We start from the raw sequence: 16,811 nt of genomic DNA, 5'->3' as shown, positions 1-16,811 counted from the left end.
AGGAGTGCAGATGTCGGCAAGCAACGGGACGGAACTCACCGGAGCGCGGGCCAGGGCCTGGCTGCTGGCCTTCGCCGACCGGGTGGTCGCGGACGCGGACGAGCTCACCGAACTCGACAGACAGGCCGGTGACGGCGACTTCGGCTGGAACATCAGCTCGGCGCTCAAACGGGCCCGCACGGGTCTGGAGGAGAGCGGCGCGCAGGATCCGGCGGAGGTCTTCCAGGCCGTTTCGGACGCCTTCCTGGCCTCCGGCGGGACGAGCGGCCCGCTGTTCGGGCTGTGGTTCGGGCGGCTGGGGGCCGGGCCGTCGGCGCCCTGGAGCGTGGCCGACCTGGGGAGGGCCTTCGAAACGGCGACCGGCGCGGTGCGCCGGCTCGGCAAGGCCGAGGTGGGGCACAAGACCATGGTGGACGCGATGGCCCCGGCCGCCGAGGCGCTCACCTCGGCCGAGACGCACTCCTGGCGGGAGGCCGTGCGCGGGGCGGCCCGCGCCGCACGGGCCGGAGCCGACTCGACCAGCGGCATGATCGCCCACCGCGGCCGCGCCAGCTACCTGGGGGAGCGGGTGCAGGAGGTGCTCGACCCGGGGGCGGTCTCGGTGGCGTGGTTCTTCGAGGCGGCGGAGGGGGCCTGAGGGGCTTGCCGGGCCGCTCCGGCCCCGGTACGGAGCGCGAAAGGGGTCGTCCCGCCGCCCCGGCGCGGGGAGGCCCCGGCTCTGTGCTGGTCCGGCACCCGGCTCGGCCGGACGGAAGCGGATCGGATGCGGTCCGCCCACGGTCCGGTGGACGGCTCGGCAACCGCTATCGGTAGTCTCCTCCCTGCCGGGCCGAAGGCTGGGACGAACGAGGGAGCCGACCGTGGACACTGCCGGGAACACCGCGAACGACCACAAGGTCATCGTGATCACCGGGGCGGGCGCCGGGATCGGACGGGTGACCGCGCGGCGGCTGCTCGGGGACGGCCACTCGGTGGTCCTGGCCGGTCGCCGCAGGGAGAGCCTGGCGGAGACCGCGGACGGGAGCCCCGGGGCCACGGTGGCGGAGGCGGACGTGACCTCCGCCGAGTCGGTCCGGGCACTGTTCGGACTGGTCCGCGAACGCTTCGGCCGGGTGGACGTGCTCTTCAACAACGCCGGGGTGTTCGGTCCCGCGGCGTCGGTGGACGAGATCGGGGACGAGGACTGGCGCGAGGTCCTGGACACCAACGTCACCGGTTCGCTGAACTGCGCCCGTGAGGCCGCGCGGATGATGAAGGAGCAGGAACCCCGGGGCGGGCGGATCATCAACAACGGCTCCGTCTCCGCGCACGCGCCCCGGCCGTCGAGCGTGGCGTACACGGTGAGCAAGCACGCCGTCAGCGGGCTCACCGCCTCCATGAACCTGGACCTGCGCGGGTACGGGATCGCCTGCACCCAGATCGACGTGGGCAACGCCGCCACCGCTATGACCGCCGGGTTCGGGGCCAACGCCCGCCAGGCCGACGGCTCGGTGCGCCCCGAGCCCACCATCGACGCCGTCCACGTCGCCGACACCATCGCGCACATCGTCTCCCTGCCCACGGACGTGAACGTCCCGACCGTCACCGTGATGGCCCGGGAGATGCCCTTCGCCGGGCGCGGCTGAGCAGTCCCGGGCGGGGCCGACCAGCCGGGTCGAGCCGCACGGGTGGAGTCGGTCGGGTCGAGTTGTCCACAGGTCGACACACCGACCTGGCCCCGGAGCACTCCGGCGGCCTACCGTCGACACGGGGGAGCCTGCGCCCCGCCCGCTGCGTGCTGCCCACCCACCCCGACCCCACCGGCTGCACCGAACCCGCCCCGTCCGCCCGCGCCCTGTGCTAACGTCGCTTCCTCGCGGCGACCCGGACCTGGCCCCGTGGCCCAGGGACGTGCCGGACCCGTGTCCCTCCCGAAGCCCTCCCGGGCCCCTCGTGACGGAGACCGGACCCTTCTGCACGTTCTCCACCTGCCAGGGAGCCACGCCCGTGCGTGTCCACTGCGCGGTGTACGCCCGCGGGCTGCGCCGCTACTCGACCTACCGTGCGGCCGCCGTCGCCGGAATCCTCACCAACTCGGTCTTCGGCGTCATCAACGCCATGGTGCTGCTCGCCCTGTTCGCGGCCCGCCCGGAGATCAACGGCTACGACGCCGCCGACGCCGTCACCCAGGTGTACGTCGCCCAGGCCCTCATCGCGCCCCTCGCCATCATGGGACCGGCCCTCGAACTCAGCGAGCGCATCCGCACCGGCGCCGTCGGCACCGACCTGCTCCGCCCCGTCTCCCTGCTCGGCTGGTGGCTGGCGCAGGACCTGGGCCGCGCCACCTTCGACCTCCTCTTCCGCAGCGTGCCCACCTTCGCGGTCGGCGCGCTCCTGTTCACGCTCGCCCTGCCCGGCGACGCCCTGCGCTGGGCGCTCACCCTGCTGTCGTTCGCCCTGGCCACGGTGGTGGGTTTCGCGTTGCGCTACCTGTACTCGGTGGTGGGCTTCTGGCTGATGGACACCCGGGGCGTGTGGGCGGTCATGGGCCCGGTCGGACCGGTAGCCGCCGGAATGCTGCTCCCGCTCACCCTCTTCCCCGCCCCCGCCGCCGAGGTCCTGCGGCTGCTGCCGTGGGCGTCGATGGTGCAGATCCCCGCGGAGGTCCTCCTCGGTAAGGACACCCTGCCGGGCGGGAGCGTGTACGGCGGGCTGCTGTTGCAGGCGGGGTGGGCGGCCGTGCTGCTCGCCCTCGCCGCCCGGCTGACCACCCTGGCCATGCGCAGGGTGGTGGTCCAGGGTGGCTGACCTCCTCCCCGCGAACGCCCCGGAGGCGCCACGCCCCCCGCGCCCGCCCCGTCCCGGCCCGCGCGACGGTTTCCTCCGGGAGGTGCGCCGGGCCCTGCGCGCCTACGTCCTGCTCGCCTGGACCTGGTGCCGCGCGGTCGCCCAGTACCCGATGGCGCTGTCCCTGCTCACCTTCGGCGTGGCGCTCAGCTCGCTGGCGGAGATGGGCGCCGTCGCAGTGGTGTTCGGCCACGCCGGGACCCTGGCCGGTTTCTCGGTGTACGAGGGCCTGCTCGTCTACGCGCTGGCCGCCACGGCCTTCGGCACCGCCGACTTCCTGATGGGGTCGGTGGAGCGGCTGGGCGAGCACATCCGCTCGGGCAGCTTCGACACGATGCTGGTCCGCCCGGTCCCGCCGCTCGTCCAGCTGGCCACCGACCAGTTCTCCCCGCGCCGTCTCGGCAAGGCCGTCCCCGCGCTGATCGTGCTGGTGTTCGTGCTGGTCGTGTGCGATGTCGACTGGACCGCCGGGCGGGTGCTGATGCTTCCCGTCCTGGTGGTGTCCGGGGTCGTCATCTGCTGTTCGGTGTGGCTGCTCGGCGGCTGCCTCCAGTTCTTCGTGCTCGACGCCCGACAGGCCGCGAACTCGCTCACCTACGGCGGGCAGGCGCTCACCGAGTACCCCGTCGCCATCTACGGCCGGAGCCTGGTCCGGGCGGTGACCTTCGTGGTCCCGCTGGCCTTCGTGAGCTGGCAGCCCGCGCTCTACCTCCTGGACCGGCCCGACCCCACCGGCCTCCCCGGGGTCCTGCGTTTCCTCGGCCCCCTCGTCGCCGTCGTCCTCGCCCTGGCGGCCGCCCTGGTCTGGCGGCTAGGCCTGCGCCACTACCGATCCACCGGGAGCTGACCGATGCCCACCCACGAGAGCACCGCCGACGGGACCGCCACCCGTGAGCGCACAGCGGGCGAGACCGCCGCCGACGGGGAAGGCGGGCCGATCATCGAGGCGGTCGGGCTCGGCCGCGACTTCGTCCGCTCCGAGGGCCGGTTCCTCCGCAGGACCAGGCGCACCGTCAGCGCCGTCCGGGACGTGACCTTCACCGTCCGGCCCGGGGAGATCGTCGGCTACCTGGGCCCCAACGGCGCCGGGAAGTCCAGCACCATGAAGATGCTCACCGGTATCCTCACCCCGACCTCGGGCAGCGTGCGGGTCGCCGGGATGGAACCGTCCCGGCAGCGCACCCGCCTGGCACGGGAGATCGGGGTCGTGTTCGGCCAGCGCACCACCCTGTGGTGGGACCTGCCGCTGCGCGACAGCCTCACCCTCACCCGGCACCTGTACCGGGTGCCCGCCGCCGTGCACGCCGAGCGTCTGGCCGAACTCACCGAACTCCTGGAGCTCGGGCCGTTCCTGGGTACCCCGGTACGCCAGCTCAGCCTGGGCCAGCGGATGCGCGGGGACCTCACCGCCGCACTGCTGCACGCCCCGCGCCTGCTGGTGCTGGACGAGCCGACCATCGGGCTGGACGTGGTCAGCAAGTCGACCATCCGCGAGTTCCTGCTGCGGGTCAACCGGGAGCGGGGCACCACCATCCTCATCACCACGCACGACCTCGGCGACGTGGAACGGCTGTGCGACCGGGTGATGGTGATCGACCACGGCCGTCTGGCCTTCGACGGGGGCCTGACCGAGCTGCGCGCCACCGTCCCGACCCCGCGGGTGCTGGTGGTCGACCTGGTGGCCCCGGCGCCCGCGATCGAGGTGGCGGGCGCCACCGCGGTACGGGTGGACGGCCCGCGCCAGTGGCTGGAGCTGGCGGACAACCCGGCCCGGGTGATCGCGGCAGTCACCCGGCAACACGAGGTGGCCGACCTGACCCTGCGCGAACCCGACATCGAGGGGGTGGTGTCCGCCCTGTACCGAGGGGGCCGCGCGCCGTGACCCGGCCCGCCCGGGGCCGGACACCGCGGTCCCGGGCGGGCGCGAGGCCGGTGGCCCGGGCCCCGGGGCGGGAACGTGCGGGACAGGGAGCGCGCACCCCGGAAGGTGGTGGTATCACCACCATGGAAAAGGCCGCCCCCGCGCGCGAACCTGGGTCGTATGGACAGAACCCTTCCGAGCCCGGTGCGTTGGGCCACGATCCTGTGGTCGGTGGCGATCGCGGCCGGGATCACCGAGACCTCCCTCGCCGTCGCCCCCGGTCTGGCCGGGGGCGGGGCCGTGCCGTGGCTCGCCCTGGTCACGCGCGGGCTGCTCTACACCTTCTCCGCGCTCCTGGTCGCCTGGTTCTCCCGGGGACACGGGTGGGCGCGGATCACCCTGGTGGTGCTCATGACCGGGGTGGGGCTCGCGAGTGTGCTGGTCTCCATGGGGCTCGGGGTGTTGTCCGGGTTCGGGGTGTTCGTCGGACTGGGCTACGAGGGCCACGGGGCCGTCCTCCTCATCCGGGTCGCGCACACGCTCGTCTACGTCGGAGCCGTGGTGGTGGCGACGGTGTCGGCCTTCCTGCCCGGAGCCAACCGGTACTTCCGCGGGGCCCGGGGCGCGGTCGCCGCCCGGGACCTCCGGCACGCCGGGGCATCCCTCTCCCGCGCCGCCCTCGCGTAACGCGCACCGGCCGGGCCCGCACCGTCCGCGCGTAACGCGCACCGGCCGGAACCCGATCGCCTCCGTGTCTCCCCTGACCAGGCCCGCCACCGGGCTCCCGGCCCCCGTTGCCCAGGGCGGGAAGGGTCCGGGAGGATGGTCGATATGACCGCTTCGTCCTACGAGGTGTGGCTCGGAATCACCTTCGGTGTTCTGTCCTGCGCCGCCTACACGGCCGCCGCCGTGGCCCAGCGCAGGCTCGCAGTCCGTATCACCGAACCACTGACCGGACGCGGTCAACTGGGGTCGCTGCTCCGACACCCGCTCTGGTGGGTGTCCCTGGTGTTCAACGGGGGACGCGCCGGCTTCCAGGTGGCCGCGGTCAGCTTCGCGCCGCTGACCGTGGTGCAGCCCCTCGGCGTCCTGGTGCTGATCTTCGGCGTTCCCTGGTCGGCCAGGCTCGCGCACCGCCGGGTGACCCGGGCGGAGTGGCGCGGCACCGCCTACACGACGGTGGCGCTCGGGGCCCTGCTCGCGGTCACGGTCACCGGAGGTCGGGGCGGGGTGCTGTCCGCCGAGGACTCGGTGCTCGTGGGCGCCGGGACCGTCGCCCTGCTCGCCGCCGTCGCCTGGGGAGCGGGCCGGGTTCCGTCACCGGCCTGGCGCAGTTACCTGCTGGCAGCGGCCGCCGGTGTGGCCTTCGGGGTCTCCTCGGCGGCCGTGAAGACCGCCGTGTGGGCCTTCGGGGAGGGGGTGTCGGCCGGGATAGCGCATCCGTCGGCGCTGGCCGCCCCGGTGATCGCGGTCCTCGGGCTCTTCCTCGCCCAGGCCGCCTACCAGGGGGTCGACCTGGGGGCTCCGCTGGGCGTCACGACGCTGGCCAACCCGGTCGCGGCGGCGATCGTGGGGGTCTCGTTCATGGGTGAGTCCTATGCGGGCGGTTGGGCGGGCGGCGCCATCGCCCTGGTGTGCGCGTTCGTCGCGGCCTACGGGATCCGCCTGCTGACCGTCCCCTCCGCCGACGCCGCGCAGGCCGCTCGGCGCGCCCCGGAGCCGGACCCCCGCTCCTGAGCGCGCCCGTCGGCGCCCGGCCGGCCGTCCACAGCCTGTGGACGGCTCCCGGCCGCAGCGGCAAACGTTTCACCCCGCACCGCCGGGACCGCCGCTCCGAGCGGGGTTGCTTTCGTTGCGTAGTTTCGTCACGGCTGCGTCGCGTCTCGTGACCCGTGTCCGGTGTCCACCTCCCACGGGTCGACGGGAACCATCCCGGTCCGGAAACCGTGCTGGTCGAGCAGGTGCCCGCTGAGCTTCATCGGCCACAGGGCGATCGACCTGTCGCCCACCACGAGCTGCGGTGCGGTGCGCACGAGTTCGGCCTCGAACCGCTGGGCGTCCTCCACCGAACGGCTCCACGCCGCCACCATCAGGTTGTGGCGGCCGGTCACCCCCGCACACGACCGGACCTCGCGCATACTGCTGATCCGCTGGGCCGCCGCGGTGATCCCGTCCGGCGGCAGCTGCGCCCACACGATCACCGCGACCGGCCACTCCGACAGCGGCCGGGACACCTCGCAGCGGGCCTGCACGACACGGGAGGCGAACATGCGGCGGACCCTGCGGCGCACGGTGTCCGGTGAACTGCCACAGGTCCGGGCCAGGTCCGTGTAGGACGCGCGCCCGTCGACGGAGAGCGCCACCATCAACCGCCGGTCCAGGGCGTCCGGTTCGCCCGCCGGTTCGAGCGCGGGCACGTCCTGTGCGATCCGGTCCACCTGTTTGGGGTCCAGAGCGCGCAGCCGCCACCGGCTGCCCTCGGTGAACACCGCCCCGGCCACGTGGGTGCGGCTGGAACGGATGCCCTCCATCGTGTCCAGGTATCCCACGACCCATCGGGACAGCGTCCCCACGTCCTCCATCATCACCGTCAGCAGCAGGTCCCGGTCGCCGGTGACGTGTTCGACCGTGACCACGTAGGGGAGCGAGGTGAAGGCCCGGGCGACGTCGAGCAGGGCCCCGCTCACGCAGTCCACCTCAACGAACGCCAGACAGCCCTTCCCCTGCCCGCTCAACCCCGTACCGGGTGCCACGCTCACCCAGGCCGAACCCGACTCCGACATCCGCTGCCAGCGCCGGGCGGCGGTCACCGCGTCGATGCCGAGCACGTCACCGATCAGCGACCAATCGGCCCGGGGCGAGATCTGGAGGGCGTGGACGAGCTGCTGGTCCACGTCGTCAAGCATGCGGTTTGTCTGCACCTGTTGCTCCAGTTTTGCGAATTTCCTGCTTTTTTCGTCCACTTCCTGGCTCTCCACCCCATTCTGTCCTGCGAAGCACACGAGAGAAGGGCAGGTCAGGATGCTGATGGTCGATCGGGCGGAGAAGTTCCGCGAGGAGATGGTGGAGCTGCGCCGGGCCCTGCACCGCGAGCCCGAACTCGGACTGGACCTGCCCCTCACCCAGGACCGGATCCTCGCGGCCCTCGACGGCCTGCCGCTGGAACTCACGCTCGGACAGGGACTCACCTCGGTGACCGCCGTCCTCCGGGGCGGCAGGCCCGGCGGCGCGGTCCTGCTCCGAGGCGACATGGACGCCCTTCCGCTCCAGGAGACCGCCGAGGTCGACTACGCCTCCACCATCGACGGCCGCATGCACGCCTGCGGACACGACATGCACGTCGCCGGCCTGGTCGGCGCCGCCAGGATCCTCTGCGAGATGCGCGAGGAACTGCACGGCGACGTCGTGTTCATGTTCCAGCCCGGCGAGGAGGGGTTCAGCGGCGCCCCCAGGATGATCGAGGAGGGCGTCCTGGACGCTGCGGGCAAGCCCCTGGACGCCGCCTATGCCATCCACGTCGCCTCGAACCTGGTCCCGCACGGTGTGCTCGCCACCAAGTCGGGCGTGGTCATGAGCGCCTCGGACGCCATGGGGGTGACCGTGCACGGGGTCGGCGGGCACGGCTCGTCCCCGCACCACGGCAAGGACCCGGTCCCCGCCACCTGCGAGATGGTCACCGCCCTCCAGAACCACGTCACCCGCACCTACGACGTCTTCGACCCCGTCGTCGTCACCGTCGGCAGGCTCAGCGCGGGTTCGCAGAACAACATCCTCGCCGCCAGCGCCGAGTTCGACGCGACGGTCCGCAGCTTCTCCGAGACCAACCACGCGGTGCTCCAGGAACGCCTCCCCGCCCTGGTCAAGGGCATCGCGCAGGCGCACGGGCTGACCGCGGAGGTCGACTACGACGTCCAGTACCCGCCCACCGTCAACGACGACACCGAAGCCGTCTTCGCGATGGAGACCGTGCACGACCTGTTCGGTGCGCAGAGCGGGTTCGTCTCGCCGGTGCCCGCCTCCGGCTCCGAGGACTTCTCGTTCGTGCTGCGCGAGGTACCGGGGGCGATGCTCATGCTCGGCGCCGCCCCGGAGTGGACCGATCCGGTCACGGCACCGGCCAACCACTCACCGGACGCCCACTACGACGACGCCGTCCTGCCCCGGCAGGCCGCCCTCCTGGCCGAACTCGCGGTACGCCGCCTGGCCCGCACCGTCTGAACCCCCGATCCCCCACGCACAGAAGGGCGCGACCATTGAGTGAGCGCAGTCCCGGGACCGCCGAGCACACGGTGACGGGAGTGGTCGCCGTGGTCGGCCTGCTGGTCTTCTTCGAACTGACCAGCGGGCTGCTCCAGGGCGCCACCAACCCCCTGCTCCCCTCCATCCAGTCGGAACTGGGCGTCCCCAGTGCCCAACTCCACTGGGTGCACGCCGTCCAGTACCTGGCGGCGGCCGTGAGCGTCCCGATCTTCGGGCGGTTGGGCGACCTGTACGGGTACCGGCGGATGCTGCGGGTGGCACTGCTGTTCATCACCGTCGGCAGCGTGGTCGTGGCCCTCGCGCCCGACCTGACGGTGCTGCTGGTCGGCCGGGCCCTGCTCGGCCCGCTCGCCGCACTGCTCCCCCTGGAGATCGGCCTGGTGCGGGACCGCCTCTCACCCGAACAGAGCCGCCGGGCCATCGGCATGCTGGTGGGTTCGCTCACCCTCGGATCCCTCCTGGGAGCCCTGGTCGCCGGGATGGTGCAGGGCCTGGTCGGCGACGTCCGGGTGACCCTGGCCCTCCTCGCGGCGCTCGCGGTCGCCTGCCTGGCCCTGTCGTACTTCCGGATCCCCGAGTCCCGGAACAGGGCCGAGGGCGGTATGGACTGGCGCGGCGGGGTCCTCCTCGGCCTCGCCCTGGTCGCTCTGCTGGGTTCGATCTCCCAGGGCAACACCTGGGGCTGGACCTCACCGCTGTTCCTCGGCGGGCTCGTGGCGGCAGCGGTGCTGTTCGCGGTGTGGGTGCGGCTGGAACTGCGTACGGAGCACCCCCTCGTGGACGTGGCGGGCGTCGCCTCCGCCGCCGTCGCGCCCCACTACTTCGCCGGGGCGGTCCTGGGCGTGGTGCTGCTCGGCGGCCAGAGCGGCATCGTGCTCTACCTGTCGGCCTCGCCGGAGGACGTCGGATACGGGTTCGGGCTGGGGGTGATGGCCCTCGCCCTGGCGGTGATCCTGCCGTCGGCGACGGCCTTCGTCGGGGCCAGCACCATCGCGGCCGTCGCGGGACGGCTCGGTTACCGGCGCACGGTCTTCGTCGCGTTCTCGCTGATCGCCGGAGGGCTCACCGGCATGGCGTTCGCGTGGCAGCTGCTCCCGCTGTTCCTGGGCCTGTTCACACTGGTCGGGCTGGGCTGCGGGATGGCGTTGGGCGCGCTGCCGACCCTGGTGGTCGAGGCCAGCGCGGCGGACCGGGCGGGGAGCGCCTCCGCGGTGTTCAACAACCTCAAGACACTCGGCGGGAGCGTCGGCGGGGCGGTCTCCGCCGGTGTCCTCGGCTACTTCCTGACGGCCGGGACCGACGAACCCGCGCTCCTGGCCTACCAGGGGGTCTGGTGGGGTGTCGCGGTGCTCTCCCTGGCCACGGCCTTCGTGGCCGGAAGGGCCCGGAAGGCCTCGGCCTGAGCGGTCGACGGGCCCGGCCCCGCGGGGCCGGGCCCGTCGCGCGTGGTGCCCCCCGGCCTCCCGAGCCCGCTCAGGCCGCGGGGTCCTCGACCGGGACCTTCCACACGAGCACGGTGCCGCCGCCGGGGCCCCGGCCGGCGCTGAACACGCCGCCCAGGGCCCGGGCGCGCTGGTCCAGGTTGCGCAGACCGCTCCGGCGCCCCTCCTCGGGAAGCCCCACCCCGTTGTCGGTGACGGTGAGCGCCAGGGTGGTGGGCCGTCCGGTCGCGGACCTCTCCTCCACCGTCACCGAGACGTGCACCTCCGTGGCCCGGGCGTGCCGGGCGACGTTGGTCAGACCCTCGCCCAGGACCGCCAGCAGCTGTTCGCCCACCTCGTCCGGGACCGACGCGTCGATCGGCCCGTCCAGGCTCACCCCCGGGTGGCACCCCAGGCTGTGCGCGGTGCTCTCCGCCAGCCGCAGGATCCTCCCGCGCAGCGACGTGTCCCGTCTGCTCGGCGGGTTCTGGAGGTCGAAGATGGTCGACCGGATCTCCCGGATCGTGCCGTCCAGTTCGTCGATGGTGCTCTGGACCCGCTCCTCGGCCTCCGTGGAGCCGATCAGCCGGACCGTGCTCATCAGGGTCATCGCGGAGGCGAACAACCGTTGGATCACCACGTCGTGCAGGTCCTTGGCGATCCGGTCCCGCTCCTCCAGCACCACGATCCGCTCGCTGTCCCGCCGTGTCTCGGCCAGTTCCAGGGCCACCCCCGCCTGCACGGAGAAGGCGTGCAGCATGCGCCGCACGTTCTCGTCGAACGGCGCCCGGTCGGAGAGCTTGCCGAGCAGCAGTACCCCCCGGGTGTTCCCGGGAGTTCCCAGGGGAACCAGCAGACCGGGGCCGTAACCCCGGTGGGTGAGCATCGGGCAGTTGGCCAGCCGCAGGTCGGGCAGGGCGGTGGCCTCACCCGTCTCATAGACCAGCCCGCAGACGGAGTCGTGGATCTCCACCGGGGTCCCCAGGATCTCCTGGGCGATGGGGCCGTCCGCGAACTCCGCGAACAGGTGCCCGCGCGCGTGCGGGTCCGGCAGCATCACCACCGCCGTGTCCGCACCGCCGATCTCCCTTGCCTGGGCCGCCATGAACGCCAGCACCTCGTCGGTGTCGGCTCCCGACAGCAGCCGGGTGGTGATCTCGGTGGAGGCGCCCAGCCACCGCTCGCGCAGCCGGGTCTCCTCGTACAGGCGGGCGTTCTCGATCGCCACGCCCGCGGCGGTGGCCAACGCGGTGACGATGGTTTCGTCCTCCTCGTCGAACTCCCCGCCGTTCTCCTTCTCCGTCAGGTAGAGGTTGCCGAATATCTCGCCGCGCACCTGGATCGGCACGCCGAGGAAACTCGACATCGCGGGGTGCCCCTCGGGGAAACCGCCGAAGTCCGGGTGGTCGCGCAGGTCGGCCAGGCGCAGCGCGGTCCGTTCGTACAGGGGCGCGCCCAACACCCCCTTGCCGTGCGGGAAACGGCCGATCCGCTCGGCCTGCGCCCGGGAGAGACCGACCGGGATGAACTCGGTGAAGCTCCCGTCCTCACCGATCACGCCCAGCCCGGCGAACCTGGCCTCCGCCAGGTGCGCGGCGGCCTCCGTGAGCCGGCGCAGCACGGTCGCCAGATCCAGATCACCACCGATGGCCAGGACCGCCTGGAGCAGGGAGTGCACCCTCCCCTGGGCGGAAAGCCCCGGGTTCATCTGGGAGTGCACCTCGGAGAGGAGCTCCTCCAGGGGCCTGGGGGACAACCGGTGGCTCTGGGGGATCTCGGTCATGTGTGGGTCAACCTCCGCAGAGCCGTTGAGGGGTTGAGGGCTAATAGTTGAATTGTCGTTGGTTTTTTCCCGGTTTGCCACATCTGGCTGCTAGGAAGCTTGTCCGAGAGCCCGGAAATTCCCCGGGAATCGGGGGCGGCGGCTCGGCAATTCATGCTAACGTCACGGTCAGTCGGCGCACGAAGGCCTCTCTGACCTCGCGTCCAGCGCATGTAACCCCTGTTTTCCGGTGCTATTCGCACGCACACCTGATGTTGTCGCTCCTCGGCACTTCGCCGGGGCGGACTCGCTCCCACAGCGGAAGGAAACCTCCCGGTGTCTGGATACCACGGTACGGTCGGCGCCATCGGCGTCCGTCCCGCCGTGTGGCCGGAAGCACTCCGCCGGGCCCTGCTGCTCGCCGGCCTGCTCGCCGGAATCCTGTTCACCGTGTGGCTCGCCGCCGCGATCCCGGCGCATGCCGAGGAGGTACCCGTCACCGGGAACGCCCTACCCGGCGACACCGTCGTTGAAAGCGCCGAGACGCTCGGCGGTTCTATCAGCGGAGCGGTCACCGCCGTGGGCGACCAAGCCGCGAGGCAGGCCGACAGGGCGCTGGACGGAGCAGCCGAGACCGCCCGGGCGGTCGAGACCGAAGCGGCCGAACCCGTCCAGCAGGTCCGTGAAACGGTCCGGGACACCTCCCTGCCGCGTCCCGGGAACCTGCCCGAGGCCGTCATCCCCGACCCCGATCAGGTCACCGCACCCGCCCCGGTCGGCGACGGCGAGGACGCCCCCGCCGAGCCCCGCCGGGAGCAGGGGGCCGCCGCGCAGCCCGAGAAGTCGGCGGCGGACGAGCGGATCGCGGACGAGGCCCCCGTCACGGCGCGTCCGCAGACCGACCCCTCCGCCGAGGAGACCGGTACCCGCGAACGCGGCGGAACCGTCGACACCGGACCCCGCGGGGCCGAGACGGTCACCACCGTGGCCAACGGCACCTCTGCCGTCGGCGGCGGCGCCGCACCCGCGGTCGCCGGCTACCTGCAGACCGCCGGATCCCCGGCCCCCGCCCCCGGCCTGTTCGAGGCCGCCCGGCACGTCCTGCGCTCGGCCCCCGCCGACTCCGCGGACGAGCCGACCTTCTCCCCGGACTAGCGCACCACCGGACACGCGTCCCGCCCCGCAGGCCCCGAGCCGCGCGCGCCGCACGCGTCCGCTTCCCGCGCGCCCCTTCGACCGGCGCCCTCCCAGCGACACCCGTACCCAGTGACACCTGGGGGTTGACGTGAGCCCCGCACCTCGTTCGCGAGGTTCACGTCAGCCGGTGGTCCGCCAGACCGACCGACTGGATCCGGCCCGAACCCGACCCGCTCCCACCAGGGGCGGCGGGGTTCACCGGCCGGAGAGCTCACCCGTACGACCATCAGGCCCGGAGCCCCTGGCCAGGGACCCGGACCGCTGAACGGGGCACGACACCCGCTCCGTCGCGCCCCCGAACCGAACACACACTCCGGAAGGACATTCCATGTTCCACACCGCCCGTACCTCCGCCCGGACCCTGCTGGTGGCCGCCGGCGCCGCCGGATTCGTCGCCCTCGGCGCCGGTGTCGCAGGGGCTGACGCGCTCGGCGGTGCCACGGAGGGCCTCCCCCTGGGCGACCTGGGCAGCCAGGTTCCGTCCACCCTGACCGATGGCGTCACCTCGCCCGTCGGCGACCTGGTCAAGGTCCAGCCCGGCGAGCTCTCCGCCCAGCCCGAGCTGCAGCACCAGTCCGGCCAGGACGACGGCCCCCTCGGCCACGTGGTCGGCGACACCGTCTCCAGCGACAGCATCTCCGCGGACGCTCCGCTCCAGACCGGTGAGGAGAACTCCACCGGCGTCGGACCGCTGGAGCTGGACAGCGCCGCCGAGACCCTGCCGCTCAGCAGCGGGTCGGTCGACCCGGTCTCCACCCTGCTGGGCGGGACGGGCCTGCTCGACGGCCTGGGCCTGAACGGTGGCGGCCAGACCCTGCCGTTGAGCCACCCCGGGTCGCCGCTCCCCCTGGAGCAGAGCACGGACGTCGTCAACGACACCGCCGTCGAGCTGGGCGACCGTGTCGGCAGCGGTCTCCACGAGGCCAACCCCGAGCTGGTGGGCCTGGACGACATCGACCTCGCCCAGGTCGGCGAGACCGTTCCGATGAGCGACCCGGTCGGTCTCGACGCGGGCGAGAACGCCGACCTGACCGGCGGGCTCACCACCCTGCTGCCCAGCGACGTCAACGACACCCTGCCGATGAGCGGTGCCGGGACGGAGCTGGAGGGCGGGCTGCTGCCGCAGACCCCCGGCGGCGACCTGGTCGACGTCCAGGGCCTGCCGGAGCTGGGTGCCCCCGAGGTCGGCACCGAGCAGCTGCCCCTGGCCGGGGAACTGCCCGCCGACGACCTGCCCACCGGTGACCTGCTGCCGGTGGAGCAGCTGCCCCTCGCCGGGGAACTGCCCACCGGTGACCTGCTGGGTGAGGACCTGCCGAACATGTCCTGACCCCAGAACGTGCGCCCGCCACGACCGGCGGGCGCACACCGCCTCGGGCGGTGCGCGGGACCACCCCCGTCGACTGGGGCGCCAGGGGACTGTGGGGGTTCCCCGGCGCGTACCGGCGGGACGGCAGAGACCCCGCCGCCCGAGGCAGCCGCCCCCTCCCGGGGCCGTGACGACACCCCCGGTCCCGGGAGCGCGGGCCCTCTGCCGCAACGGACAGCACGGGCCCCCGCCGCATTCGCGCGGCGGGGGCCCGTGGCGTCGGTCGGGTCCGGCTACCAGTCGTTCTCGCCGGTGCCGAAACCGAGACCGTCCTGGCAGGGGTCGGACGTGGCGTCCCGGCCCACGCCCGGTCGGGCGGGCGTGTCCGGCACGGCATCGCCCTCTCCGACGGCAGCCTCCGAGTCCGCCGGGGTCGGCTCGGCCGTCGGCGGCTCCTGCGGGGCGGACGCGTCGTCGGCGGCGAGCAGTTCGGGCAGGCTGCGGTCCTCGCGCACCGCGGAGAACAGCTCGGCGGCCTCCGCCTCGTTCCACATGACCCGGTTGGGATCGTAGGGCGCCTGGTACCAGGGCACGGTGTGGAACTCGATGTCGGCCAGGTCCACGTCGGCCATCGTGACCGCCACGGACAGCATCCGGTCCAGGGTCAGCTCCCGGTCGGTGGCGCTGTGCCGCACCACCGCCTGGAGGATGCCGTTGAGCTTGCTCGGGCTCGTGAGTACGTCGCTGCTGGTCGCCTGGTCCGCGAGCGCGGCGAGGAACATCTGCTGCCGGTCGATGCGCCCCATGTCGCCGCCGTCACCGATGTCGTACCGGGCGCGGACGAAGGACAGCGCCTCGTTCCCGTCCAGGGTCTGCTCGCCGGCTTCGAGGTCCAGCTTGGCGCGGCGGTCCTGCATCGGTTCGGGAATGCACATGTCCACACCGCCGATGGCGTCCACCACGTCCCGGAAGCTCGCGAAGCTCAGGTGGACGAAGTGGTCGACCCGGATGTCCGTGAGGGTTTCGATGGTCCGCACGACGCAGGGAGGTCCGCCGTGGTACATCGCGGCGTTGATCATGCCGAAGTAACCGTAGGTCCCCTGGGCCTCACCGTAGGCGTCGCACTCCGGGAGCTGGACGAGGGAGTCACGCGGGAAGCTGATCACCGAGGCCCGGTTGTCCGGCGAGATGTGCGCCAGCATCAGGGAGTCGGACCGCTCGCCCTCGAACTCCGTGGAGTAGGCGGGGCTGTCCTCCTCGTACCCGTCCGAGCCGATGAAGAGGATGTTCACCGCGTCGTTGAGCCTGTCCGGACGCTCCTCCTCGTTGAGCAGCGCACCGATGTCGTGCTGCACCATGTCGGAGCGCAGGTAGTGGTAGTAGCCGTAGGCGGTGGCCACGCCGGCGCACATGACCAGGGCCAGGGTCGCGGAGGTCCACAGGGCGACCCTGCGCAGGCGGCCCCGTCTGTGCTTCTTCCCGGCGGGCCCGGCGTCGGCCTCCGGGGTTCGGTCCCCCGCGGCGCCGTCCTCGACCGCGGCGGTCCCGGCGCCCGCCTCGTCCGGGTCCGTCCCTGCTCCGGCACCCGCTCCGGCCGCGGCGTCCGCAGCGGTTGCGGCGGCGGGTGCCGTGTCCCGGTCGGACTCCGTCCCGGCCCCGGTGTCCGCGGGGCTTTCGGCACCCGCTGTGTCCGCGGCTGCGGTGTCCGCGGTGGTCTCGACCGGCACCCCGGTGTCGATGACCACGGTCTCCGGGGAGTCCTCCCCGTCCGCGGGGGGTGCGTCGTCCCGGTCGGGGCCCTCGGCGGAGGACCGTCCCGCATCCTCCTCAGGGGTCTCGGCCCCGGGGTTCACCCCCTCGTCGGCGGCCCGTCCGGTGTCGGGCTCGGCGGCACCCTCCCCGGCGCTCTCGGTCCGGGGAGGATACTCGGGGGTCTGGTCTGGTGTGTGGTCCGTGCCGGGATCGGCGGGGTTCTCGTCAGCGGGCATAGTGACAATCTCGGTGAGTTCGGACGGCTGGGTGCGCCAACGGCCGGACACCGACCCTGGCGGGTCACGCGTCCGTGTCCGAGAGGGGCGGAGGTCGCGCGGGGGATGCGCGCGGGCAGACCGGAATCCTGGCCGAAAAGTCACCGAGGGGGGATGGCGAATCCGTGAGGACAGCTGGAGCGGCAGC

At 73.0% G+C, this 16,811-nt stretch carries 15 protein-coding genes; 12 read left to right on the top strand and 3 right to left on the bottom strand.

The window, feature by feature from the left end:
• Window positions 1–10: 10 nt before the first annotated feature.
• The 8 genes from dhaL to IE195_RS03335 all read left to right on the top strand — a co-directional run bounded on the left by dhaL (window position 11) and on the right by IE195_RS03335 (window position 6,424).
• The gene (gene dhaL / locus IE195_RS03370; RefSeq protein ID WP_191267858.1) at window positions 11–637 is read left to right on the top strand and encodes a dihydroxyacetone kinase subunit DhaL; all 627 of its coding nucleotides are present in this window, start codon (window positions 11–13) and stop codon (window positions 635–637) included.
• Between the two features lie 223 nt (window positions 638–860).
• Window positions 861–1,625 (top strand): SDR family oxidoreductase, encoded by a 765-nt coding sequence (locus tag IE195_RS03365; protein WP_191267857.1) that lies wholly within the window; start codon window positions 861–863, stop codon window positions 1,623–1,625.
• Window positions 1,626–1,687: 62 nt separating this feature from the next.
• On the top strand, window positions 1,688–1,843 hold the full coding sequence (locus tag IE195_RS03360) for a hypothetical protein (RefSeq protein ID WP_191267856.1): 156 nt from the start codon (window positions 1,688–1,690) through the stop codon (window positions 1,841–1,843).
• Between the two features lie 143 nt (window positions 1,844–1,986).
• Window positions 1,987–2,787 carry an ABC transporter permease gene (locus IE195_RS03355; RefSeq protein ID WP_191267855.1) on the top strand — a complete coding sequence of 267 codons (801 nt, stop codon included), beginning with the start codon at window positions 1,987–1,989 and terminating at the stop codon, window positions 2,785–2,787.
• Complete coding sequence (locus IE195_RS03350) at window positions 2,780–3,673, top strand: ABC transporter permease (RefSeq protein ID WP_373295625.1); 894 nt, start codon at window positions 2,780–2,782, stop codon at window positions 3,671–3,673. Before IE195_RS03355 ends, IE195_RS03350 begins: the two co-directional genes overlap by 8 nt.
• Window positions 3,674–3,676: 3 nt before the next feature.
• Window positions 3,677–4,708 (top strand): ABC transporter ATP-binding protein, encoded by a 1,032-nt coding sequence (locus IE195_RS03345; protein WP_191267854.1) that lies wholly within the window; start codon window positions 3,677–3,679, stop codon window positions 4,706–4,708.
• Between the two features lie 159 nt (window positions 4,709–4,867).
• The gene (locus tag IE195_RS03340; protein ID WP_225942582.1) at window positions 4,868–5,374 is read left to right on the top strand and encodes a hypothetical protein; all 507 of its coding nucleotides are present in this window, start codon (window positions 4,868–4,870) and stop codon (window positions 5,372–5,374) included.
• 135 nt (window positions 5,375–5,509) lie between these two features.
• Window positions 5,510–6,424, top strand: a complete 915-nt coding sequence (locus tag IE195_RS03335) for a DMT family transporter (RefSeq protein WP_191267853.1) — start codon at window positions 5,510–5,512, stop codon at window positions 6,422–6,424.
• Window positions 6,425–6,552: 128 nt separating this feature from the next.
• On the opposite strand, the gene IE195_RS03330 is transcribed toward IE195_RS03335, so the two are convergent.
• Entirely contained in the window at window positions 6,553–7,593 is a 1,041-nt protein-coding gene (locus IE195_RS03330) for an Lrp/AsnC family transcriptional regulator (protein ID WP_191267852.1), read from the bottom strand.
• A gap of 115 nt (window positions 7,594–7,708) precedes the next feature.
• Between IE195_RS03330 and IE195_RS03325 the strand changes: the two genes are divergently transcribed.
• The gene (locus IE195_RS03325) at window positions 7,709–8,905 is read left to right on the top strand and encodes a M20 metallopeptidase family protein (protein ID WP_191267851.1); all 1,197 of its coding nucleotides are present in this window, start codon (window positions 7,709–7,711) and stop codon (window positions 8,903–8,905) included.
• Window positions 8,906–8,940: 35 nt separating this feature from the next.
• Complete coding sequence (locus IE195_RS03320) at window positions 8,941–10,350, top strand: MFS transporter (RefSeq protein ID WP_225942580.1); 1,410 nt, start codon at window positions 8,941–8,943, stop codon at window positions 10,348–10,350.
• Between the two features lie 70 nt (window positions 10,351–10,420).
• On the opposite strand, the gene IE195_RS03315 is transcribed toward IE195_RS03320, so the two are convergent.
• Complete coding sequence (locus IE195_RS03315) at window positions 10,421–12,151, bottom strand: GAF domain-containing sensor histidine kinase (RefSeq protein WP_191267850.1); 1,731 nt, start codon at window positions 12,149–12,151, stop codon at window positions 10,421–10,423.
• 315 nt (window positions 12,152–12,466) lie between these two features.
• On the opposite strand from IE195_RS03315, the gene IE195_RS03310 reads away from it, so the two are divergent.
• Together IE195_RS03310 and IE195_RS03305 are read left to right on the top strand one after the other, a co-directional pair.
• Window positions 12,467–13,285, top strand: coding sequence for a prolipoprotein diacylglyceryl transferase (locus IE195_RS03310; protein WP_191267849.1), 819 nt, complete (start codon window positions 12,467–12,469; stop codon window positions 13,283–13,285).
• A 370-nt stretch (window positions 13,286–13,655) separates the two neighbouring features.
• On the top strand, window positions 13,656–14,657 hold the full coding sequence (locus IE195_RS03305) for a hypothetical protein (RefSeq protein WP_191267848.1): 1,002 nt from the start codon (window positions 13,656–13,658) through the stop codon (window positions 14,655–14,657).
• Between the two features lie 272 nt (window positions 14,658–14,929).
• On the opposite strand, the gene IE195_RS03300 is transcribed toward IE195_RS03305, so the two are convergent.
• Complete coding sequence (locus tag IE195_RS03300; RefSeq protein ID WP_191267847.1) at window positions 14,930–16,624, bottom strand: LCP family protein; 1,695 nt, start codon at window positions 16,622–16,624, stop codon at window positions 14,930–14,932.
• Window positions 16,625–16,811 lie beyond the last annotated feature (187 nt).

This window comes from Nocardiopsis terrae (genome assembly GCF_014651695.1).
Lineage (GTDB): Bacteria > Actinomycetota > Actinomycetes > Streptosporangiales > Streptosporangiaceae > Nocardiopsis > Nocardiopsis terrae.
The sequence above is the reverse complement of the archived record's forward strand: the minus strand, read 5'-3'. Positions and strand labels throughout refer to the sequence as shown.